Origin of the sequence: Streptomyces sp. BBFR2, assembly GCF_044497305.1 — a bacterium.
Classification (GTDB): domain Bacteria; phylum Actinomycetota; class Actinomycetes; order Streptomycetales; family Streptomycetaceae; genus Streptomyces.
Genome location: NZ_CP172415.1, coordinates 898416 through 920821, shown reverse-complemented (window position 1 = coordinate 920821; position 22406 = coordinate 898416). Strand labels below are relative to the sequence as shown.

Sequence of the window (22406 nt, the reverse complement as noted above, 5' to 3'; positions counted from 1 at the left end):
CGGCGCCCGCCGCTGACCGGCCGGGCCCGCCCGGGGCCGTGGTGGCGGCGCCCGGGTGCCGCTACCGTCGGGCGCCATGCGCCTTCTCGTTCTCGGCGGTACCTCATTCGTCGGCCGTGCCCTCGTGGCGGACGCCCTCCGGGCGGGCGCCGAGGTGACGCTGTTCGGCCGGGGCCGGACGGGGCCCGAACTGTTCCCGGGGGTGCCCCGGCGGATCGGCGACCGCGACACCGGCGACTACACGGCCCTGCGGAAGGGCAGGTGGGACGCGGTCGCCGATGTCAGCGGCTATGTGCCGCGCCATGTCGGCCAGGCCATGGACGCGCTCGGCGACCGCGTCGGCCGGTACCTCTTCGTCTCCAGCCAGGCCGTGTACGTCCGGACGGGGGTGGCCGCCGGGGCGGACGAGGACACCCCGCGCCGACCGCCCGTCCGGGACACCGAGGAGCTGACGGAGGAGACGTACGGGCCTCTCGAAGTGGCGTGCGAGGACGACGTGTTCGCCCGGTACGGCGCGCGGGCGACCGTGGTGCGGCCGGGGAAGGTCGTGGGGCCGCACGACGCGCAGGACGCGGTCACCTACTGGCTGCGCCGGGCCGCGCGCGGCGGGCGGGTGGCGCTGCCGGGCCGCCCGGAACAGCCGGTCCAGGTGATCGACGCGCGGGATCTCGCCCGGCTGATGGTGCGCCTGCTGACGGACGGCCGCCCCGGCGCGTTCCACGCGGTCGGCCCCGCCGAGCCGACCACCCTGGCCGGGCTGATCCACACCTGCGCGCGGGTCGCGGGCAGCGCCGTCGACCTCGTCCCGGCGCCCGCCGACCCGGCGGCGCCGCTGCCGCTCGTCCGGCCCGGACCGCAGTAGCCCACCCAGCAGCGCGACCCGGCGCGGGCGCGGGCCGCCGGGATGCCCGCGACCCCGCTGGCGACGACCCTCGCCGACGTTCTCGCCTGGGACCGCGGGCGCGGTGAACCACCGCTGGATCACGGCCTGTCCCCGCAGGAGGAGGCGCGCCTGCTGGCCGCGGCGTGAGCCGGGCGCCGGCGCCCCGGTGCGGCCGCGTCTCGCCGCCACCCGGGGTCCCGCGTCGGCCCGGGCCGCCCTACCGCGTCAGCGGCCCGGTGGCCGCCCCGCCCCGTAACGTGCGACGGCAGCCACGGCACCTCGCCGCGCCGCCGGAACATCCGGATACGCCCGGTATCCGGACGCCCCTCCGCCTCGCGGTGCACCGCATCCGAATCCGACGCCGCACGCTGATCCATCAGGGGTTACGGGACACCCCCTAGGCTCCCGTTCATGAACGCCGCACCCGATGACTCCCAGGCCCCCTCCGCCTCCGGCCCCCGGCTCGCGCTCGTACGGGGGGACATCACCGAGCAACGCGTGGACGCGGTGGTGAACGCCGCCAACTCCTCGTTGCTGGGCGGCGGGGGAGTGGACGGCGCGATCCACCGGCGGGGCGGTCCCGAGGTGCTGGCCGCCTGCCGTGACCTGCGGGCCTCGCGGTACGGGCGGGGGCTGCCGACGGGCCGGGCGGTCGCGACCACGGCGGGCCGGCTGCCCGCGCGCTGGGTGATCCACACGGTCGGCCCCCGCTACGCGCGGGACGAGGACCGGTCCGCGCTGCTCGCCTCCTGCTACCGGGAGTCGCTGCGCGTCGCCGATGAACTGGGCGCGCGGACGGTCGCGTTCCCCGCGGTGTCCGCCGGGATCTACGGCTGGCCGATGGCGGACGCCGCACGGATCGCGGTCGAGACGGTACGGGCCACACGGACGGCGGTCGAGGAGATCACCTTCGTCCTCTTCGACGACCAGGCGTACGAGGCGTTCGCCGCAGCGCTGACCTGACGCCCCGGGCGGCCGGACCGCGCGCGCCCTCAGCTCCCTGCCGGGGAAAGCCGGACCGGGCCCCACTCCGGAACCCGGCCGGTCCGGACGCCCCGGCCATACGGCGGCCGGAAGCCTCGCCCGTACACCTGGCTCCGCCTGTCCGGGGGCCCGCACCGGGAGCCCGCCCCCGGGCCCGGCCGCGCGCCGGAGCTGGCCGGCCGGGAGCTCGGCCGGGCCCCGCCGCCCCGCCCGGCCGCGCCCCGGGACTGCTCCGGCCGGGGTGACACCACGCCTCCCGGGGCGATGCCCGCCTTCCACACGGAACGCCGACGCCGAGCGGTCGGCCCCTGCCCCTCCGCCGAGCGGCCCGTCCTGCCTCCCGCCCCGAGTGGCCGGGCCCCGCCGCCTCCGCTCCGAGCGCCCCGCCCCCCCCCCGCGTCGCGCACGCCGAGGAGCCGCCCCCGGACGAGGTGACGCCGCATCACCCGGGGCCCCGCCGCCCCGCCCGGCCGGGCCGCCCACCCACCTCCGCGATACCGCCCCGCCACCCTCGTATGGCAGTGTCTACCTGGCCGTCCACCCGGCCCGTACCGCGATCAGGAGTGTCCTCATGCCGCAGATCCTCGTCTCCTACGACGCGTCCCTGGACGGTGTCCTCGACCGCAGGGCCTTCGCCCGGGAACTGCACGCGGTGGCGGCGGCGACCGACGAGGGCATCACCGTGGGCGGCTGCCGGACCCGTTTCCAGCGCGTCGAGGAGACCGTCATCGGCGATGACGAGCCCGGACAGGCGCTGGTCCACCTGGAGTTCGCGATCCTGCCGGGCCGTACGGAGGTCGCCAAGCGGACGCTGGGCTCGGCCGCCCTGGACGTCCTGCGCCGCCACACCGCCGCGGTGCCGCCCGGCACGGTGGTCCACGCCTCGGTGGACGTCACCGAACTGGGCACCGCCTACACCGCGTACAAGGGCCCCGGCGCCGCCGACGCCTGACCCGCCCACCCGGGCACCGACCGGACGACGAGAGGGACCCCATGGCCGAGCCGTACCCGCCGATCGAACCGTACGACCACGGCATGCTGGACGTCGGCGACGGCAACCTCGTGTACTGGGAGGTCTGCGGCAACCCGCACGGCAAGCCCGCCCTCGTCGTGCACGGCGGACCGGGCTCCGGCTGCACGGAACGCGCCCGCCGGAACTTCGACCCGGCCCGCTACCGCGTCGTCCTCTTCGACCAGCGCGGCTGCGGCCGCTCCACCCCGCACGCCGCCGACCCGGCGACCGACATGCGCCACAACACCACCGCGCACCTCGTCGCCGACATGGAACGCCTCCGCGCCCACCTCGCCATCGACCGCTGGCTCCTCTTCGGCGGCTCCTGGGGCTCCACGCTGATCCTCGCCTACGCCGAGCAGCACCCCGACCGCGTCTCGGAGATCGTCATCCCGAGCGTCACCACCACCCGCCGCCGCGAGATCGACTGGCTCTACGGCGGCGCCGGCCGCTTCTTCCCCGAGCAGTGGCAGCGGTTCCGCGCCGGAGTCCCCGCCGCCGACCGCGACGGAAACCTCCTCACCGCGTACGCCGCGCTGATGTCCCACCCCGATGCGGAGGTACGGGAGCGGGCCGCGGCCGACTGGTGCGCCTGGGAGGACACGGTCCTCTCCCTGGAACCGCACGGCGCGCCCGACGTGTACGGCGGCCGCCCCTCCGCCGCCCGGCGGGCGCTGGTACGGATCTGCGCCCACTACTTCTCGCACGGCGCCTGGCTGGCGGAAGGCGCCCTGCTGCGCGACGCGGGCCGCCTCGCGGGCATCCCCGGCGTCCTCATCCACGGACGGCTCGACCTCAGCACGCCCCTGGAGACCGCCTGGGAACTGGCCCGCGCCTGGCCCGGCGCGGAGCTGACGATCATCGACGACGCCGGCCACAAGGGCAGCCTGGCCACCCGCGACGCGGTTCTCGGCGCGCTGGACCGCTTCGCGGGGGCCGGCGACCGGGGGTGAACGGGGCCGGGCGGTGGCCGCGGACGTCCGGCTCCGGGGCCGCCCACCCCCATGTCGGATTTCCGCCAGCGCCGTGCGGCCCGGCGGACAATCCTTGAACCATGCACACCGACACCCAGAGCTGTCTGCGCGCCGTACGGTCCCGGGACGCCCGCTTCGACGGCCGGTTCTTCACCGCCGTGCTCACCACCCGGATCTACTGCCGTCCCAGCTGCCCCGCGGTGCCGCCCAAACCGCGGAACATGCGCTTCTACCCGAGCGCCGCCGCGGCCCAGCAGGCCGGTTTCCGCGCCTGCAAACGGTGCCGCCCCGACGCCGCGCCGGGCTCCCCGCAGTGGGACGAACGCGCCGACCTCACCGCCCGCGCGATGCGGCTGATCGCGGACGGCGTCGTCGACCGCGAGGGCGTCCCCGGACTCGCCGCGCACCTCGGCTACAGCACCCGCCAGATCGAGCGGCAGCTCCGCGCCGAACTGGGCGCCGGACCGCTCGCCCTGGCCCGCGCCCAGCGCGCCCAGACCGCCCGGCTGCTGATCGAGACGACCGCGCTGCCGATGGCCGAGGTGGCGTTCGCCGCCGGGTTCGCCAGCATCCGCACGTTCAACGAGACGGTCCGGGAGGTCTTCGCGCTCGCCCCCGGCGAACTGCGGCAACGCGCCGCCCCCGGCCCGCGCCCCGCACTGCCCGGCACTCTCACCCTCCGGCTGCCGTTCCGCCGCCCGCTCTGCCCCGACAACCTCTTCGGCCACCTCGCGGCCACCGCCGTCCCCGGCGTCGAGGAGTGGCGCGACGGCGCCTACCGCCGCACCCTCCGCCTCCCGTACGGCCACGGCATCGCCGCGCTGACCCCGCGCCCCGGCCACATCGACTGCCGCCTCTCCCTCACCGACCTGCGGGACCTGACCGGCGCCATCGCCCGCTGCCGCCGGATGCTCGACCTGGACGCCGACCCGGAGGCCGTCGACGGCCAGTTGCGCCGCGATCCGGTGCTGGCCCCGCTGGTCGACGCGGCGCCCGGACGGCGCGTCCCGCGCACCGCCGACGCCGACGAGTTCGCCGTCCGCGCCGTCCTCGGCCAGCAGGTCTCCACCGCCGCCGCCCGCACCCACGCCGGACGGCTCGTCCTCGCCCACGGCGACGCGATCGACGACCCCGAGGGCGGCCTCACCCACCTCTTCCCGACCCCGCGGGCGCTCGCCGGACTCGACCCGGAGAAACTGGCGATGCCCCGCACCCGCCGCACCACCCTCACCGGGCTGATCGCCGCCCTCGCCGACGGCACCCTCCGCCTCGGCCCCGGCAGCGACCGCGCCGAGGCCCGCGCCCGCCTCGCCGGTCTGCCCGGCATCGGCCCGTGGACCGTCGAATGCGTCGCCATGCGCGCCCTGGGCGACCCGGACGCCTTCACCCCCACCGACCTCGGGCTGCGCCGCGCCGCCACCGCCCTCGGCCTCCCCGGCACCCCCGCCGCCCTCATCCGCCACGCCACCGCCTGGAGCCCCTGGCGCGCCTACGCCGTCCAGTACCTCTGGGCGACGGAGGACCACCCGATCAACGTCCTCCCGTCCGGCTGACCCCGACCCGCCCCCGCACCCCACGGCCTCGGCCACCGCCCCGCACCACCCTGCCGACCGCCCGCCCCGTACCCCGTACGCCCCACCCCTCCGACCGAGACGGCACACCATGACCACGCCCCCGCCCTCGGGTACCGCACCCGAGCCGCCCGCCGACCGCACGCACACCGTCCTCGGGCCCACCCCCGTCGGCCCGCTCACCCTCGTCGCCGCCGGGCCCGCCCTCTGCGGTGTCTACATGACCGACCACCGTCACCGCCCGCCGCTGGAGACCTTCGGCCGCCGCACCGACCCCGGCGAAGCGCCCTTCGCCGCCACCGCTGCGCAACTGGCCGCCTACTTCCGCGGCGACCTGACCGTCTTCGACCTCCCGCTGGACCTCGGCGGCACCCCGTTCCAACGCCGCGTCTGGGCCGCACTGCTCACCATCCCGTACGGCACGACCCTCACCTACGGGCAACTCGCCGACCGCCTCGGCACCCCCTCCGCCGCCCGCGCCGTCGGCCTCGCCAACGGCCGCAACCCGGTCAGCATCATCGTCCCCTGCCACCGCGTCATCGGCGCGAGCGGCAGCCTCACCGGCTACGGCGGCGGCCTCGCCAACAAGCGCCGCCTCCTCGCCCTGGAAACGGCGGGGAAGGACGGCGACGGAACACTGTTCCCGGCGGCGGAGGTGGGGTGAACGACCCGCAGGAGACCGGTGCCCGCCGCCGGGGCCGGGGCCGTTCCCACCCGAGGGCGGGCCGTCAGGCGCGGGCCGGCGCGCCCCACCGGAGGCGGGTCCACCGCGAGCCGCATCCGCCAAGGCCCGTCCGGACCCGCTGCGGGCGACCATCCTTGCGCAGGGGGCGGATCTTTACGGCGACCGGATGTACGGCGGCCAGGTCTGTACGGTGAGCGGGTCCGTAGGGCGACCGGGTCCGTAGGGCGAGCGGGCCCGTACGGCTGTATGGCGACGGGCCTGCGCGGCGGCCCGGATCTCCGGGCGGGCCCGGCCCGGCGGCCCGGTCCGCGCGAGGCCGTGCCCCGCCAGCGCGAGGCCGTGCCCCGCCTGCGCGAGGCCGCGTCCGGTCAGTGCGAGGCCGCGTTCGCCCGGCGGGCCCCCCGCCCCACCCGTCGCCGTACGGGGCAGCCGCTACCCGTCCACGACCTCCCGCACCGCCGCCACCAACCGCCGCGCCCGCTCCAGCGACCGGCGCAGCGGCTCCTCCTCCGTGCCGAGGCCGCCGAGCAGCGCGGCGGCGTCGCGGGCGAACTCCGGCGGCGTGCCGGGCAGCGCCGCGACCGCCGCGAGCGCGCCCTTCTCGTTGACGCACCAGACCCGGTGGTGCGCGTGCAGCGCCTGGACGAGGGCGCCGACCGCCCGCGACAGACAGAGCGACGCATGCAGCACGTCCCCGCGCCCGGGCGCCTTCGCGGCCATCGCCACCGAGAACTCCGCGTCCCACACGGCCCGCCCGCACAGCGCCGTCCGCAGCGCCTCCGGATACACCCGCGCCGCGCGCCGCAGCTCCGTCAACTCCCCGCCGGGATCGGCCAGTACGCGCCCCAGCGCGACCTCACCCGGATACGCGGGGGACCAGAACCCGAGCGGATGCCCGAGCTGCTCCCCGATCTCGTACCGCCCCTCCCGGCACTCCTGCCACACCCGCCGCACCCGGTCCACGTCCCGCAGAATCCAGTCCACCGACGCCCCGCCACCGGCCGGCGTCAGCCACGCCCCGCCGTTGACCCACGCCCCCCACGCCCCCGGCGGAAACACCTCGACGGGCCCGCCGGCGACCTCGGCGGCCAGCGCCTCCAGCGCCGGTACATCCACCTCGCCCCGGTAATACACCCCCAGATCCCAGTCGGAGTCCGCCCGCTCCGTCCCCCGCGCCCGGCTCCCGCCGAGCATCACCCCGACCACCCCCGGCACCCCGGCCAGACGTACGGCGATCTCTTCCATCTTTTCCGTCTCTTCCACAGCAGCTCCTCGCTCACGGGTACGGGGGAAGGGCAGGCCGGACGTCAGCCGTCGGCGCGCAGCGGCCCCTGTGCGCCGCTCTGATCCCCGCCCAGTGGGCGCTCCGCGACGATCTGATCCCCACTCAGCTCCCCGGTGGGCCGGAACCCGAGCTTCAGATAGAACGGCTCGGGCCCGCCTTCCCCGACGCCCCAGGTCACCGTCATCGTCTCCGCCCCACGCTCCCGCAACATCCCCCCGACGGCCCGCACGGCGAACGTCCCGTACCCCTTGCCCTGCTCACCCGCCGCGATGTTCAGCCGCCACAACCCGCTACGCGGCCGGTCCCCGGGCTCGTCCGGCCGGAACCGCACATCCAAGAACGCCATCACGAACCCGACGGCCCGCCCCTCATCCACGATCACCCGAGGCCAGGCCCGCTCCGGCCGCACATAAGCCTCCGCCAACGACACCGCCACCGGCCGCACGAACCCTTCCTGCTCGGCCCGCACCCGCAGCTCACAGGCGGCCTCGACGTTCTCGTGGGTGACCGGCACCAGCCGGGGAGATCGCACCATGCGGGGCACGGTACGGGCGGGGGCGGGGGTGCTCAACGGGATTTCCTGGCGCCCGGATTCACTCGTCGGAGAGCAGTTGCCGCGGAGTGGGGCCGGGGGTCCCCGCATCTGCGGGGCCTACAACGGCTTGCCGTCCGGACCGTTGTTCGTCCCGGGGCCACCCCGCACCCGCGGGGCTCACTTGAAGGTGTTCATCAGCGAGTCGAACTTTCCGGGACCACCCCCGCACCCGCGGGGCTCACGATCGAGCCGGTGGTGAGGATTTCCCGTTCGGCGGACCACCCCCGCATTCGCGGGGCTCCCCCTCCCCGACCTGCCCATACACCCGACCGCCCCACCGTTTCCGACCACTTCGGCCCGGTCCCGGCTTCAGCCCTCCGCCCAGCTCCCCGGCACCCGCCCATCCTCCAGCTCCACAGTCCCCGTCCCCCTCTCCAGCGCGTCGAGCGCGGCCCGCACCCGTAGCGCCAGTTGGGGGTCCAGCAGGCGGGCGGCCTCCTCCCAGGGGGCCATGCGCCAGGAGAGCAGTTCGTCCTCCTGGAGGCGGATCGAGGCGAGTGCGGCTTCGTCCAGGACGCCGCCGTCGAAGAGGTACGAGACGACGGGGGGCCAGCCGGGGCTGCGGACCCAGTCGACGGCGAGCAGCGGGCCGAGCGGGAGGTCCAGGCCGATCTCCTCCGCCGTCTCGCGGCGCGCGGCCTCGCGGGGGGATTCCCCGGTGTCCGATTCGACGGTGCCGCCGGGCAGCAGCCAGCAGTCCCGGTAGTCCGGCTCCACCAGCAGGATCCGGCCCGCCGCGTCCCGCAGGACGGTTCCGGCGCCGGAGAGCACCCGCGGCAGGCTCGCGATGTAGGTCGCCTCATCCATGGTCGTCATGGCGGCGAGCATAGGAGAGCCGGGGCCCCGCGCGGCCCGCCATCGCCCGGGGAAGCCCTGTTCGCGGTGGCTTTCGCCGGATAGGGTCGCAGCGGCGCGACTGCCAGTTCGAAAGCAAGGGGAAACACGATGGCGGACGCAGCAAGGACACGCGCGGCACATGTGCTGATCGCCGCGGACAAGTTCAAGGGCTCCCTCACGGCCGTCGAGGTCGCCGCGCACGTCACGGCGGGCCTGCGCCGCGCCGTCCCGGACCTCGGCGTGACGGCCGTGCCGGTCGCGGACGGCGGTGACGGCACCGTCGCCGCCGCGCTCGCGGCCGGTTTCACCCGGCACGAGGCACGGGTCACCGGCCCCACCGGCGCCCCGGTCACCGCGACCTTCGCGCTGCGCGACGACGGCACCGCGGTCGTCGAGATGGCCGAGGCGTCCGGCCTCCAGCACCTGCCGTCCGGCGTCTTCGCCCCGCTGACGGCGACCACGTACGGCACCGGCGAGCTGCTGCGGGCGGCGCTGGACGCCGGGGCCGTCTCGATCGTCTTCGGGGTCGGCGGCAGCGCCACCACCGACGGCGGCGCGGGCATGCTGGCCGCACTCGGCGCCCGCCTCCTCGACGCGGACGGCGCGCCGGTGGGCCCCGGCGGCGGCGCCCTGCACGCGCTGGCCACGGCCGACCTGACCGGCCTCGACCCGCGGCTGGCCACCACGGACCTCGTCCTCGCCAGCGACGTCGACAACCCGCTCACCGGCCCCAAGGGCGCGCCCGCGGTCTACGGCCCGCAGAAGGGCGCGAGCGAGGCGGACGTCGCGGAGCTGGACGCGGCGCTCGCGCACTACGCCACCGTCCTGGAGCGGACACTCGGCTCCTGGGCCGCGGAGTGCGCCCAGGCGCCCGGCGCGGGCGCGGCGGGCGGTATCGGCTACGGCGCGCTGGTCGGCCTGGGCGCCACGTTCCGGCCCGGTATCGACGTGATGCTGGAGGTGCTGGGCTTCGCGCCCGCGCTGGCCGGGGCGACCTTCGTGATCACCGGCGAGGGCTCCCTCGACGAGCAGACGCTGCACGGCAAGGCGCCCGCCGGCGTCGCCGCGGCGGCCCGCGCCGCCGGCCTGGAGGTCGCCGCGGTCTGCGGACGGCTGCGCCTGACCCCCGAGGCGCTCGCCGCCGCCGGTATCCGCCGCGCGTACCCGCTGACGGCCCTGGAGAGCGACCCGGAGCGCTGTATGGCCCAGGCGGGCCCCCTCCTGGAACGCGCCGCGGAACAGCTCGCCCGCGACCTGCTGAGCTGAGCCCCGGGCGGCCGGGACAGCACACGGCGGACCACCCGTACGGGCCGGGTACACCATGAGCCCCCCGTACGGGCCGCCTGGCCACCGGCGCGGGACCAGCGCTACCGGGGAACCCCCGGCCACCGGCGAGCCTCGGACCAGGCCCCGGCCCGGCCCGTCCCCCTCGACCGCACCCGCCCCGAGGAGTCCCTGGCCACCCGGCGAGTGCCCGGGGGCGCCGGGCCACCGGCTCCCGGCCCGCCCTGCCAGGGAGCCCCGGCCCCACACACGTCGAGAGCCCCGAGCGATTGATTCGCTCGGGGCTCTCGGAGGAGTTCGTACGTGCCGTTACGGCAGTTGCGCGGCGCGGGCCTCGCGGCGGTTGTCGCGGAAGGTGTTCACCCGCCGGGCCGTCGCGAAGAGCGGGATCATCGCACCGAGGACGATCTGCAGGGCGCAGCCGGTCTGCAGCAGCCGCTGGCCGGCGGGGGCGTCCAGCGCCCAGGCGGCGAGCATGCCCATGCTGAGCACGATCCAGCCGAGCATCGCCACGGCGAGGCGGCCGCGCGGCTTCGGGTACTCGACCCGGCTCACCATCAGCCAGGCCACCCCGATGATCGCCAGCAGCGTCGGCAGGAACGGCAGCTCCAGCAGGACGATGGCGACGACGGTCAGCGCGCCGAACGGTCCGGGCATCCCCTGGAAGATCCCGTCCCGCATCGGTACGCAGGAGAAACGCGCGAGCCGCAGCACCACGGCGAGCAGGACCACGACCGCGGCCACCACCGACACCTGCTGGTTCGCGTCCTGGGCGACCATGCCCCAGGTGACGACGAAGTAGGCGGGGGCGAGACCGAAGCTGATCAGGTCGGAGAGGTTGTCGAGTTCGGCGCCCATCGCGGAGGCCCGCAGCTTGCGCGCCACGAGTCCGTCGAAGAGGTCGAAGACCGACGCGAGCAGCATCAAGATCACGGCCATCGCCGCGCTGTGCCGCGCCATACCGCCGTCGTCCATGCCCGTCAGGTGCGGGATGAGGACGCCGGTGGTGGTGAAGTAGACGGCCATGAAGCCGCAGATGGCATTGCCGAGGGTGAGGGTGTCCGCTATCGACAGCCGCGTGGACAGCGGCATGTCGACGTCCCCCTCCTCCTCGTTCTCGGGAGCCCAGCCGGCCTGGGTTTCGGGATCAATCACGGTCAAGACGAGTCACCCCCGCGGTGGTGGCCTGTCCGACCTCGACCGCCGCTTCGACGCCTTCCGGGAGGTAGACGTCGACGCGGGAGCCGAAGCGGATCAGACCGATGCGTTCGCCCTGCTCCACCTTGGTGCCCTGCGGCACGTAAGGGACGATGCGGCGGGCCACCGCACCGGCGATCTGGACCATCTCGACGTCACCGATCTCGGTGTCGAAATGCCAGACGACGCGTTCGTTGTTCTCGCTCTCCTTGTTGAACGCCGGGACGAACCCGCCGGGGATGTGCTCCACGGACGTCACCGTGCCGGCCAGCGGCGCACGGTTGACGTGGACGTTCAGCGGGCTCATGAAGATCGCGACGCGGGTGCGTCCGTCCTTCCACGGCATGATGCTCTGCACCACACCGTCGGCCGGGCTGATCACGCGGCCCGGCGCGATCTCGCGCTCGGGGTCGCGGAAGAACCACAGCATGCCCGCCGCGAGAGCGGTGGTGGGCACGGCGACGGCGGCCCAGCGTCCCGAGCGACGGGAACGGGCCAGGCTGACCGCTGCCGTTGCCACGGTCGGGAGGAGCCACGGCGACGCTCCGCGCGCGAGGCGGACGCGACCGCGTGGTGCAGAGGATTGGCTGTGGGGCATGGATGACCTTCGTAGCGGAGGATGCCGCGTAGCGGTTACGGGGGACGGCGGCTTTCCGGGGATGCTATCGGTTACGAGCGGCAACTGGCCAAGAGCCAGAGCCAATCCGTGGCCGAACAAGGATGACGCGGTGTGATCTTCGTCTAGGTGAAATCCGGGCAAAGGGGAATTTCACCCCTGGATTCGGTACTCCTCCAGTAGCCGCCGGCCGATGATCATTTTCTGGATCTCGGCGGTACCTTCACCGATCAGCAGCATCGGGGCCTCGCGGTAGAGGCGCTCGATCTCGTACTCCTTCGAGAAGCCGTAGCCACCGTGGATGCGGAACGCGTCCTCCACCACCTCCTTGCAGTATTCGGAGGCCAGGTACTTCGCCATGCCCGCCTCAAGGTCGTTTCGTTGCCCTGAGTCCTTTTTGCGTGCGGCATTCACCATCATTGCATGGGCGGCTTCGACCTTTGTTGCCATTTCGGCCAATTTGAACTGGATCGCCTGGTGCTGTGCGATCGGCTTGCCGAAGGTGTGACGCTGCTGGGCGTAGTCGATGCCCAGCTCGAAGGCGCGCCGCGCGACGCCGCAGCCGCGCGCGGCGACATTGACCCGGCCGACCTCGACGCCGTCCATCATGTGAGAGAAGCCACGTCCGGTCTCTCCGCCGAGCACCCGGTCGGCCGGGACGCGCAGACCGTCCATGATCAGCTCGGTGGTGTCGACCCCCTTGTACCCCATCTTCTCGATCTTGCCGGGAATGGTCAGACCGGGACGCACCTCACCGAAACCGGCCTCCTTCTCCACGAGGAAGGTCGTCATCGACTTGTGCGGGGCGGTGCCCTCGGGGTGCCCCTCGTCGGTCCGGCAGAGCACCGCGACCAGCGTCGACGAGCCGCCGTTGGTCAGCCACATCTTCTGGCCGGTGAGCAGATAGTCGTCGCCGTCGCGCACCCCCTTGGAGGAGATCGCGGCGACGTCCGAGCCGAGCGCCGGCTCCGACATCGAGAAGGCGGCGCGGATCTCGCCCGCCGCCATCTTGGGCAGGAAGTACTCCTTCTGTTCCCGCGTGCCGTGCTGCTTGAGCATGTACGCGACGATGAAGTGGGTGTTGATGATGCCCGACACGCTCATCCAGCCGCGGGCGATCTCCTCCACGGTCAGCGCGTACGTCAGCAGGGACTCGCCGAGACCGCCGTACTCCTCGGGGATCATCAGCCCGAAGACGCCCAGCTCCTTGAGGCCCTCGACGATCCGCGTCGGGTACTCGTCGCGGTGCTCCAGCTCCGTGGCGACGGGGATGATCTCCTTGTCCACGAAGTCGCGGACGGTGGCGAGGATCTCCCGCTGGATGTCGGTCAGGCCCTCGGTCTGCGCGAGACGGGACATGTCTACTTCTCCTTCCGGGCCGCCGGGGCCTTCAGCTCGGGGCGGCCGGGCTGTTCGCCGCCGCGCTCCGCGATGTACTGGGCGGTCGGCACCATGACCTTGCGCCGGAAGACGCAGACCAGGGTGCCGTCCTGGTTGTAGCCCTTCGTCTCGACCTGGACGATGCCCCGGTCCGACTTCGAGCGCGACGGCGTCTTGTCGAGCACCGTCGTCTCGCCGTAGAGCGTGTCGCCGTGGAACGTCGGCGCCACGTGCCGCAGCGATTCCACCTCCAGGTTGGCGAGCGCCTTCCCGGAGACGTCCGGCACCGACATGCCCAGCAGCAGGGAGTAGACGTAATTGCCGACGACGACGTTCCGGCCGAAGTCGGTGGTCTCCCCGGCGTAGTGGGCGTCCAGGTGCAGCGGGTGGTGGTTCATCGTCAGCAGGCAGAAGAGGTGGTCGTCGTATTCGGTGACCGTCTTGCCCGGCCAGTGCTTGTAGACATCGCCGACGGTGAACTCTTCATAGGTACGGCCGAACTGCATCGTGGTCACTCCTCGGGGGCTTCGGACGGGGACGTACGGGGCGCGCGGACCGGCGCCGGGGTCATGCGGGGACCTCCAGAGGGGCGAGCCGGTGCGCCGTGCGGATCTCGTCGACGATACGGCCGATGATCTCGGTGATACCGAAGTCCTTCGGCGTGAACACCGCGGCCACCCCGGCCGCACGCAGCGCCGCCGCGTCGGCGGACGGGATGATCCCGCCGACGATCACCGGCAGCTCCTCGGCCCCGGCGCGTTCCAGCCGGGCCAGCACGTCCGGAACCAGCTCGGCGTGCGAACCGGACAGGATCGACAGGCCCACACAGTGCACGTCCTCGGCGACCGCCGCCGCGACGATCTGCTCGGGCGTCAGCCGGATGCCCTGGTAGACCACCTCGAAACCGGCGTCCCGGGCGCGCACCGCGATCTGCTCGGCGCCGTTGCTGTGCCCGTCCAGACCGGGCTTGCCGACCAGCAGCCGCAGTTTGCCGGTGCCCAGCTCCGCGGCGGTCCGCGCGACCTTCTCGCGGACGGCGGCGAGCGGCGTACCGGCCTCGGCGGCGACCGCGAGCGGCGCGCCCGACACCCCGGTCGGCGCCCGGAACTCCCCGAAGACGTCGCGCAGCGCCCAAGCCCATTCGCCGGTCGTCACCCCGGCGCGGGCGCACTCCAAGGTGGCGGGGAAGAGGTTGGCGTCGCCCGCCGCGGTCTTCTTCAGGGCGGCCAGCGCGTCCTGGGCCCGCGTCTCGTCCCGCTCGTCCCGCCAGGAGTGCAGGGCGTTCACCACGCGTGCCTCGTTGGCCGGGTCGACCGTCATGATCGCGGTGTCGAGGTCGGCGGTGAGCGGGTTCGGTTCGGTGGACTCGTAGCAGTTGACGCCGATGATCTTCTCCTCGCCGGACTCGATCCGCCCGCGCCGCTCGGCGTGCGAGGCGACGAGCTGCGCCTTGAGGTAGCCGGACTCGACGGCGGCCATCGCGCCGCCCATCTCCTGGATGCGGTCGATCTCCGCCCGGCACTCCGAGACGAGCGCGTCCACCTTGGCCTCGACGACGTGCGAGCCGGCGAAGAGGTCCTCGTACTCCAGCAGATCGCTCTCGTGGGCGAGGACCTGCTGGATGCGCAGGGACCACTGCTGGTCCCAGGGGCGGGGCAGGCCCAGTGCCTCGTTCCACGCCGGGAGCTGGACGGCCCGCGCGCGGGCGTCCTTCGACAGGGTGACCGCCAGCATCTCCAGGACGATCCGCTGGACGTTGTTCTCCGGCTGCGCCTCGGTCAGACCCAGCGAGTTGACCTGCACGCCGTAGCGGAAGCGGCGCTGCTTGGGGTTCTCGATGCCGTACCGCTCGCGGGTGATCGCATCCCACAGGCGGCCGAACGCCCGCATCTTGCACATCTCCTCGACGAAGCGGACGCCCGCGTTCACGAAGAAGGAGATCCGCGCGACGACATCGCCCTTGCGCTCCTCGGGCACCTGCCCGGAGGCGAACACCGCGTCCAGGACGGCGATGGCGGTGGACAGCGCGTACGCGATCTCCTGGACGGGCGTGGCGCCCGCCTCCTGGAGGTGGTAGCTGCAGATGTTGATCGGGTTCCACTTGGGGATGTGGTTGACCGTGTACGTGATCATGTCGGTGGTCAGCCGGAGGGACGGGCCCGGCGGGAAGACGTGGGTGCCGCGCGAGAGGTACTCCTTGACGATGTCGTTCTGCGTCGTCCCCTGGAGCTTCGCGATGTCCGCACCCTGTTCCTCGGCGACCACCTGGTAGAGCGCCAGCAGCCACATAGCGGTGGCGTTGATGGTCATCGAGGTGTTCATCCGCTCCAGCGGGATGTCCTGGAACAGCCGCCGCATGTCGCCGAGGTGGGAGACGGGGACCCCGACCCGGCCGACCTCACCGCGGGCGAGGACGTGGTCGGGGTCGTACCCGGTCTGCGTCGGGAGGTCGAACGCGACCGACAGTCCGGTCTGGCCCTTGGCGAGGTTGCGCCGGTACAGCTCGTTGGACGCCTCGGCCGTGGAGTGCCCGGCGTAGGTCCGCATCAGCCACGGACGATCCTTCTGACGCTCAGTCATAGTTTTGCAGCCGCCTATCGGTTCGGACGTTGCGACGGGGTGGCCCGGAGGCCCCGCGGCCGCGGGGCCCGCCGGTCGCGTGCGGTCATGCGTCGCGGAAGAGGTTGATCGCGTCGAGGTGCTTCGCGCGCATCTCCGTGTCGCGGACGCCGAGCCCTTCCTCGGGGGCGAGCGCGAGGACGCCGACCTTGCCCTGGTGGAGGTTGCGGTGGACGTCGTACGCGGCCTGGCCGGTGTCGTCGAGGGCGTACACCTTGGAGAGCGTCGGGTGGATCTTGCCCTTGGCGATGAGGCGGTTGGCCTCCCACGCCTCGCGGTAGTTCGCGAAGTGCGAGCCGACGATCCGCTTGAGCGACATCCACAGATAGCGGTTGTCGTACTCGTGGTGGTAGCCGGACGTCGACGCGCAGGTGACGATGGTGCCGCCCTTGCGGGTGACGTAGACGGAGGCGCCGAAGGTCTCGCGGCCCGGGTGCTCGAAGACGATGTCGACGTCCTCGCCGCCGGTCAGCTCGCGGATCCGCTTGCCGAACCGCTTCCACTCGCGCGGGTCCTGCTCGTGCTCGTCCTTCCAGAACTTGTAGCCCTCGGCCTTGCGGTCGATGATCGCCTCGGCGCCCATCCTCCGGCAGATCTCGGCCTTGTCCTCGCTGCTCACCACGCAGATCGGGTTGGCGCCGCCGGCCAGCGCGAACTGGGTCGCGTAGCTGCCGAGCCCGCCGCTGGCGCCCCAGATCAGGACGTTGTCGCCCTGCTTCATCCCGGCGCCGTTGCGGGAGACCAACTGGCGGTAGGCGGTGGAGTTCACCAGACCGGGGGCGGCGGCCTCCTCCCAGCTCAGGTGGTCCGGCTTCGGCATGAGCTGGTTGGACTTGACGAGCGCGATCTCGGCGAGCCCGCCGAAGTTGGTCTCGAAGCCCCAGATGCGCTGCTCGGGGTCGAGCATCGTGTCGTTGTGCCCGTCGGAGGACTCCAGCTCCACGGAGAGGCAGTGCGCGACGACCTCGTCGCCGGGGTGCCAGGAGTTGACGCCGGGGCCGGTGCGCAGCACCACGCCCGCCAGGTCGGAGCCGATGACGTGGTACGGCAGGTCGTGGCGCTTGGCGAGCGGGGAGAGCTTGCCGTAGCGCTCCAGGAAGCCGAAGGTCGACAGCGGCTCGAAGATCGAGGTCCAGACGCTGTTGTAGTTCACGGAGGACGCCATCACGGCGACCAGCGCCTCGCCGGGGCCCAGTTCGGGCAGCGGGACGTCCTCGACGTGCAGGGACTTGCGCGGGTCCTTCTCGTGGGTGGCGAGTCCGGCGAACATCTCGGTCTCGTCCTTGTGGACGGTGACCGCGCGGTAGGACTCGGGCAGCGGCAGGGCGGCGAAGTCGTCGCGGGTGGTGTCGGGCGCGAGGATCGCGTCCAGGATTTCGTTCACGGTGTGCCTCCGGCGAAGCTCGTTCGGGAACGGCTTGAGGGAACGTCGGGGGTGGTGCGGGGTGCGGATGAGGGATCCGCGGGCGGCGCCGGTGAGCGCGGTGTGCCTGTGACGCAGGCGCCGAACGGACGGACGGGGTACGGCCGTTGGGACATCCGGCAGGCGCTGAGGGGCGCGTGCCGGCCGCTCGGACCCCCTCAACGTATGACACCGCGTGCCAGTGAACAAGACACTGAGTGCCATGAATTTCTCTCAGATGAAAGAAAGTCTTCACATCTGAGCGATGATCGTTCAAAGGGGTGCGCTGGGCGAACGATGATCGTTCAAAGGCCCGCGAATGAACGATCATCGCGCGGAACAGGGGCCGCGATCCGGGGCCGGCGGCACCGGGATCCGGACATGCCACGGCCCCCGGAGGCCGGACGCGCGGTGCGCCGGGCTGCCGGGGGCCGAGGGGTACGAGCCCGTGGTGCGGGCGGAGGAGTGACGGGCGGTGGCCCGGGGTGTCAGCGCTTCTTCAGCGCCCGCTCGATCGTCTTCATGACCTCGTCCAGCGGAGCGTCCGTCCGCGCCACCGCGACCAGCACCTCGCCCTCGCGGGAGACCGCCGCGGGCGCCGGCTCCCCGGCGGTGCCGTGGCCCGCGCCGATGCCCTTGCCGAAGGTCTCCCGGACGATCTCGAAGGCGCGGTCCAACTGGCTCTCCACATCACCCTGGGCGTCCGCCCGCAGCCACCGCCGCAGGACGTGGTTGTGCGCGGTGACCACCGCGGAGGCGGCGACCTCGGCGAGCAGCGGATCGTCGTCGCCCTCGCGGTGCGCGCCCTCGTCGAAGTGGCCCAGGAGATAGCGGGTGAACAGCCGCTCGTAGCGGGCCACCGACGCGATCTCGGCCTCCCGGAGGGTGGGTACCTCACGGGTCAGGCGGTAGCGGGCCACGGACACCGCGGGGGACGCCGCGTACATCCGCATGACTTCCTTGATGCCGCGGCAGACCGTGTCGAGCGGGTTCTCGTGCGCCGGCGCCGCGTCGAGGACCGCCTCGGCGCGGACCAGGGTGTCGTCATGGTCGGGGAAGATCGCCTCTTCCTTGGAGCGGAAGTGGCGGAAGAACGTCCGCCGGGCGACACCGGCGGCCGCAGCGATCTCGTCGACCGTGGTCGCCTCGTAGCCCTTGGTCGCGAACAACTCCATGGCCGCGGCCGAGAGTTCGCGGCGCATCTTGAGGCGCTGGGCCGCCGCGCGGCGGGCGCCGGGAGTGGCGGTGTCCGGGGTGTCGGGGGACGGGGAACGAGCGGGCTGGGACATGTGGGGACGGTACTTCATATTCCCGCGGCCCGTGGCATGCGGTGCCACCCGCGCCCCGCTGACCTGGGGCGGACCGCCCGAAGGCGCCAGCAGCCCGCCCCACCGGCCCCGGTCAGCGCCGGGCGTACTCACGGAAGCCGCGGCCGGTCTTGCGGCCCAGGCAGCCCGCGGCGACGAGATGCTCCAGCAGCGGCGCCGGGGCCAGCCCCGGATCGCGGAACGCCTCGTGCAGCACCTTCTCGATCGCCAGCGAGACATCGAGCCCGACGACGTCCAGCAGCTCGAACGGGCCCATCGGGTAGCCGCCGCCCAGCTTCATCGCCGTATCGATGTCGTCCGGCGTCGCGTAGTGCTCCTGGACCATCTTCACCGCGTTGTTCAGGTACGGGAACAGCAGCGCGTTCACGATGAAACCGGCGCGGTCGCCGCAGTCCACCGCGTGCTTGCGGGCCCGCCCGCACACCTCGCGGACGGTGGCGTGCGCCTCGTCCGCGGTCAGCACCGTCCGCACCACCTCGACCAGCTTCATCGCCGGTGCCGGGTTGAAGAAGTGCATCCCGATGACGTCCTGCGGCCGGGAGGTGGCCCGGGCGCACGCGATGACCGGCAGCGACGAGGTGGTGGTCGCCAGGACCGCGCCCGGCTTGCAGACCGCGTCCAGCGCCGCGAACAGCTCCTGCTTGACGGCCAGGTCCTCGGCCACCGCCTCGACCGCGAGATCCACCCCGGCCAGCGCGTCCAGGGAGCCCGCCGGGGTGATCGCGGCCAGCGCGGCGTCCCGCTCCCCGGCGGTCAGCCGGCCCTTCGCCACCGAGCGGTCCAGCGACTTCGCGATCCGCGCCACCGCCCGCTCCGCCTTCTCAAGGGTGCGGGCGGCCAGCACCACGTCGAAGCCCGCCTTCGCGAAGACCTCGGCGATCCCGGACGCCATCGTCCCCGACCCGGCGACACCGACGGCGCGCACCGGACGCCCGGCGCCGCGTCCGCCGCCGTCCGCCGGGGTCTGCGCGTCCGGCACGACGGTGGCCGAGCCCGGCTCCTGGTACGTGTAGAAGCCGCGGCCCGCCTTCCGGCCGGTCAGTCCCGCCTCGGCGAGCTGGCCGAGAATCGGCGCGGGCGCGTGCAGCCGGTCGCCGGAGGCGGCGTACATCGCCTCCAGGACGGTACGGGCGGTGTCCACGCCGATCAGGTCGAGCAGCGCCAGCGGGCCCATCGGCAGACCGCAGCCCAGCCGCATCGCGGCGTCGATGTCCTCCCGCCCGGCGTACCGCGACTCGTACATCGCGGCCGCCTGGTTGAGGTAGCCGAACAGCAGGCCGTCGGCGACGAAACCGGGCCGGTCGCCCACCGCGATCGGGTCCTTGCCCAGCTCCCGGGCGAGCTGGGTGACGGCGGCGACGGCGGTCGGCGCGGTCAGCACCGAGGAGACCACCTCGACCAGCTTCATCGCCGGCGCCGGGTTGAAGAAGTGCAGCCCGAGCACCCGCTCGGGGCGCCGGGAGTCGGCGGCGAGCCGTGTCACCGACAGCGCATTGGTGCCGGTCGCGATGATCGCCTCCGGCCGCACCACCGCGTCCAGCGCGGCCAGCACCTCCCGCTTGAGCGCGGGGTCCTCGGGCACCACCTCGATGACGAGATCGGCGTCGGCGGCGGCCCGCACGTCCGGGAAGGTCCGAAACCGCGCCAGCACCGACTGCCGCTCCCGTTCGGTGAGCCGGCCGCGCGCGACGGAGCGGGCGGTGGCGGCGGCGAGGGTGTCCACGGCGGTACGGGCGGCGGCGTCATCGGTGTCGACGCCGATGACCTCCCGCCCGGCACGGGCGAGGAGCCCGGCGATCTGGGTGCCCATCGTGCCGAGGCCGATCACGGCCACGGTCGACAGGGCCGGTGCGGTGCCGGCGGGGTCGGAGGAGAGATCTGGGGTGGACTGACGGTCCATCGAGGGCTCCAGGGAGTGTTCCCCTACGCGCAGGGGAGAGGTGACGACTGAGGGTGGGGCGCACCGCCGTGCGGCGGCCGTCGCGGCAGGCGTGCGCCGGGGAAGGCCGAACGCCGCGGGCGGTGCGGAAGGTGCGGGTGCGCGAAGAGGCGGGCGGCGGGCCCTGTCCCGGGGCCGTGCCGTGCTCTTCCTAACGGTGTCGCGTGGAATACCGGGCCGGACGTGCGGACCGGACCGGGCCGGGCTCACCGGACCGACGTACTGCGGGCGGCTGCGTCACCAGGCCGCCGGAGCAGGGGTGCTGCTCGTTCCCCGAGGTTAACCGGTGGGTAACGCCGGGTCCAGGGGTAGGGCGGGGCTTGAGACATGGCGCGGGCCACAGTGGGCGGGCCCGGCAGGTGATGGGCCGGTCGGCGGGAGAGAAGGCGGCAAATGGAAGAAGAATTCCACGATTTGACGGACCGGGTGCGCGCCGAACTGCGCACCGCGGACGATCTGGCGGCCTACGAGCGGCTCCTCGGCCTCGCCCGCCGCGGCAGCCCCGCCGGACGCGACGAACTGGCCGCCGTACTGGTCGCGGTGGAACGTCCCCTCTGGGCCCGGGAGATCGCCGCCTTCGCCCTCGGCTGCGCGGGCGACACCCGCGCCTTCGAGACGCTGGTCCTGCTGCTCAACTACCGCGACCCCGTGCGCTGCGCCACGGCCGCACACGCCCTGGCCCGGCTCGGCGACCCGCGCACCGCCCGCGCCGCCGCCGCCCTCGCCACCAACCCGCTGCGCACCGCCTACGCCCTGCACCCCGTCCGGCTCCTGGCCGAACTACGGGCCCCGCAGTCCGTACCGGCCCTGATCACCACCCTGGAACGGCTGACCGCCCTCCACACCCCGTACTGGCGCGTCGCCCTGGCCTGCGTGGAGGGCCTCGGCGCCCTCGGCGACCGCCGCGCCGTCCCCGCCCTGACCGCCGCCTCCGGCCACCCGAGGCTGGCGGCCGCCGCGGCGGCGGCGCTGGCGCGGCTGGGGGCGCCGGGGGAGCCGGGTCGCTAGATGCGGCAGTCGGTGCCGCATCTGGGGGCGGGTGTCCGTGCGGGGCGGCCCCGTACGGGACGGGTGCCGGAGCCGCGCCCCCGCCCTCACCCCACCGCCCGCCGGTACCGCAGCTCGGGGACGGGGACGCCGTCCACCTCGTCCGTCTGTTCCGTGCCGTCCGGGGCGAAACCCGCGCGGGCGTAGAACCCCCGGGCGCGGGTGTTGCCGCGTACCACCCACAGGCACAGTTCGCCGAAGCCGGCCTGCCGGGCGTGCTCCAGCGCGGCGGCCATGAGGGCGCGGCCGATTCCCGTGCCGCTCAGCTCCGGGGTGACGTACAGGGCGAACAGTTCGGCTACGAGGGCGGGCGCCGGGGCGGCCGGTGCCGGGGCGGGTGCCGAGTGACCGGCGGTGTCCGGTGCCGGGCGGGCGGGGCCCGGTGTGGCACCCGGTGCGGGCGCGGTGTTCGTGGGGTCGTCCGGGGTGCCCGGTGTGGGGCCGGCTGCGGTGTCCGGCGCGGGGCCCACGCACGCCCAGCCGACGACCGTGCCCGACCGCTCCGCCACCAGATCGCGGACCTCGGGCGGCCGTCGCCGTAGTCGGGCCCGCTGCGCCGCCGTCTGTTCCGGTACGTTCAGCGCGTTCAGATACGCCCTCGGCATCAGCCCGTGGTACGCCGCCCGCCAGCCGCGCACCCGCACCGCGGCCACCGCCTCGGCGTCGTCCTCGGCCATCTCCCGGATGCGTACCGGCGGCCTGTCCGTTCTTGTCATGCGGGGACGGTAGGGGGCGCCGGCCGTGGCGGGCATGTGATTTTCCGGGGGC

21 protein-coding genes are annotated in these 22406 nt (G+C 73.8%); 9 read left to right on the top strand and 12 right to left on the bottom strand.

Features of this window, described 5'->3' with window-relative positions; translation table 11 throughout:
• Window positions 1-76: 76 nt before the first annotated feature.
• The 7 genes from ACGH2B_RS03305 to ACGH2B_RS03275 all read left to right on the top strand — a co-directional run bounded on the left by ACGH2B_RS03305 (window position 77) and on the right by ACGH2B_RS03275 (window position 6088).
• The gene (locus tag ACGH2B_RS03305) at window positions 77-862 is read left to right on the top strand and encodes an NAD-dependent epimerase/dehydratase family protein (RefSeq protein WP_399083770.1); all 786 of its coding nucleotides are present in this window, start codon (window positions 77-79) and stop codon (window positions 860-862) included.
• A gap of 42 nt (window positions 863-904) precedes the next feature.
• On the top strand, window positions 905-1030 hold the full coding sequence (locus ACGH2B_RS03300) for a hypothetical protein (protein WP_399083767.1): 126 nt from the start codon (window positions 905-907) through the stop codon (window positions 1028-1030).
• 264 nt (window positions 1031-1294) lie between these two features.
• Entirely contained in the window at window positions 1295-1846 is a 552-nt protein-coding gene (locus ACGH2B_RS03295; RefSeq protein WP_399083764.1) for an O-acetyl-ADP-ribose deacetylase, read from the top strand.
• Window positions 1847-2438: 592 nt separating this feature from the next.
• On the top strand, window positions 2439-2819 hold the full coding sequence (locus ACGH2B_RS03290) for a 5-carboxymethyl-2-hydroxymuconate Delta-isomerase (protein WP_399083761.1): 381 nt from the start codon (window positions 2439-2441) through the stop codon (window positions 2817-2819).
• A gap of 41 nt (window positions 2820-2860) precedes the next feature.
• Window positions 2861-3832 carry a prolyl aminopeptidase gene (pip, locus tag ACGH2B_RS03285; protein WP_399083758.1) on the top strand — a complete coding sequence of 324 codons (972 nt, stop codon included), beginning with the start codon at window positions 2861-2863 and terminating at the stop codon, window positions 3830-3832.
• A 101-nt stretch (window positions 3833-3933) separates the two neighbouring features.
• Window positions 3934-5406 (top strand): AlkA N-terminal domain-containing protein, encoded by a 1473-nt coding sequence (locus ACGH2B_RS03280; protein ID WP_399083755.1) that lies wholly within the window; start codon window positions 3934-3936, stop codon window positions 5404-5406.
• A gap of 109 nt (window positions 5407-5515) precedes the next feature.
• Window positions 5516-6088, top strand: coding sequence for a methylated-DNA--[protein]-cysteine S-methyltransferase (locus ACGH2B_RS03275; RefSeq protein ID WP_399083752.1), 573 nt, complete (start codon window positions 5516-5518; stop codon window positions 6086-6088).
• A 453-nt stretch (window positions 6089-6541) separates the two neighbouring features.
• Here ACGH2B_RS03275 and ACGH2B_RS03270 read toward each other — a convergent pair whose 3' ends face one another.
• From ACGH2B_RS03270 to ACGH2B_RS03260, 3 genes are all read right to left on the bottom strand, one after another.
• On the bottom strand, window positions 6542-7354 hold the full coding sequence (locus ACGH2B_RS03270; RefSeq protein ID WP_399096657.1) for a DUF4037 domain-containing protein: 813 nt from the start codon (window positions 7352-7354) through the stop codon (window positions 6542-6544).
• Window positions 7355-7416: 62 nt separating this feature from the next.
• Window positions 7417-7929: a GNAT family N-acetyltransferase gene (locus ACGH2B_RS03265; RefSeq protein ID WP_399083749.1), complete on the bottom strand. Its 513-nt coding sequence runs from the start codon at window positions 7927-7929 to the stop codon at window positions 7417-7419.
• 369 nt (window positions 7930-8298) lie between these two features.
• Window positions 8299-8805 carry an NUDIX domain-containing protein gene (locus ACGH2B_RS03260; protein ID WP_399083746.1) on the bottom strand — a complete coding sequence of 169 codons (507 nt, stop codon included), beginning with the start codon at window positions 8803-8805 and terminating at the stop codon, window positions 8299-8301.
• Window positions 8806-8934: 129 nt separating this feature from the next.
• On the opposite strand from ACGH2B_RS03260, the gene ACGH2B_RS03255 reads away from it, so the two are divergent.
• Entirely contained in the window at window positions 8935-10092 is a 1158-nt protein-coding gene (locus ACGH2B_RS03255) for a glycerate kinase (RefSeq protein ID WP_399083744.1), read from the top strand.
• Window positions 10093-10419: 327 nt separating this feature from the next.
• On the opposite strand, the gene pssA is transcribed toward ACGH2B_RS03255, so the two are convergent.
• The 8 genes from pssA to ACGH2B_RS03215 form a co-directional block, all read right to left on the bottom strand.
• Window positions 10420-11271: a CDP-diacylglycerol--serine O-phosphatidyltransferase gene (gene pssA, locus ACGH2B_RS03250; RefSeq protein WP_399083741.1), complete on the bottom strand. Its 852-nt coding sequence runs from the start codon at window positions 11269-11271 to the stop codon at window positions 10420-10422.
• Complete coding sequence (locus ACGH2B_RS03245) at window positions 11258-11905, bottom strand: phosphatidylserine decarboxylase (RefSeq protein ID WP_399083738.1); 648 nt, start codon at window positions 11903-11905, stop codon at window positions 11258-11260. The genes pssA and ACGH2B_RS03245 overlap by 14 nt, the downstream gene beginning before the upstream one ends.
• 171 nt (window positions 11906-12076) lie before the next feature.
• The gene (locus ACGH2B_RS03240; RefSeq protein WP_399083736.1) at window positions 12077-13282 is read right to left on the bottom strand and encodes an acyl-CoA dehydrogenase family protein; all 1206 of its coding nucleotides are present in this window, start codon (window positions 13280-13282) and stop codon (window positions 12077-12079) included.
• Between the two features lie 2 nt (window positions 13283-13284).
• Complete coding sequence (locus ACGH2B_RS03235) at window positions 13285-13809, bottom strand: MaoC family dehydratase (RefSeq protein WP_399083733.1); 525 nt, start codon at window positions 13807-13809, stop codon at window positions 13285-13287.
• Between the two features lie 61 nt (window positions 13810-13870).
• Window positions 13871-15883 (bottom strand): protein meaA, encoded by a 2013-nt coding sequence (locus ACGH2B_RS03230; protein WP_399083730.1) that lies wholly within the window; start codon window positions 15881-15883, stop codon window positions 13871-13873.
• An 85-nt stretch (window positions 15884-15968) separates the two neighbouring features.
• Window positions 15969-17306, bottom strand: coding sequence for a crotonyl-CoA carboxylase/reductase (ccrA, locus tag ACGH2B_RS03225; RefSeq protein WP_399083727.1), 1338 nt, complete (start codon window positions 17304-17306; stop codon window positions 15969-15971).
• A 506-nt stretch (window positions 17307-17812) separates the two neighbouring features.
• Window positions 17813-18613, bottom strand: a complete 801-nt coding sequence (locus tag ACGH2B_RS03220; protein WP_399083724.1) for a TetR family transcriptional regulator — start codon at window positions 18611-18613, stop codon at window positions 17813-17815.
• A gap of 112 nt (window positions 18614-18725) precedes the next feature.
• Complete coding sequence (locus ACGH2B_RS03215) at window positions 18726-20552, bottom strand: 3-hydroxyacyl-CoA dehydrogenase family protein (RefSeq protein WP_399083721.1); 1827 nt, start codon at window positions 20550-20552, stop codon at window positions 18726-18728.
• Between the two features lie 432 nt (window positions 20553-20984).
• Between ACGH2B_RS03215 and ACGH2B_RS03210 the strand changes: the two genes are divergently transcribed.
• The gene (locus ACGH2B_RS03210) at window positions 20985-21599 is read left to right on the top strand and encodes a HEAT repeat domain-containing protein (protein WP_399083718.1); all 615 of its coding nucleotides are present in this window, start codon (window positions 20985-20987) and stop codon (window positions 21597-21599) included.
• Between the two features lie 86 nt (window positions 21600-21685).
• Here ACGH2B_RS03210 and ACGH2B_RS03205 read toward each other — a convergent pair whose 3' ends face one another.
• Window positions 21686-22354: a GNAT family N-acetyltransferase gene (locus ACGH2B_RS03205; protein WP_399083715.1), complete on the bottom strand. Its 669-nt coding sequence runs from the start codon at window positions 22352-22354 to the stop codon at window positions 21686-21688.
• Window positions 22355-22406 lie beyond the last annotated feature (52 nt).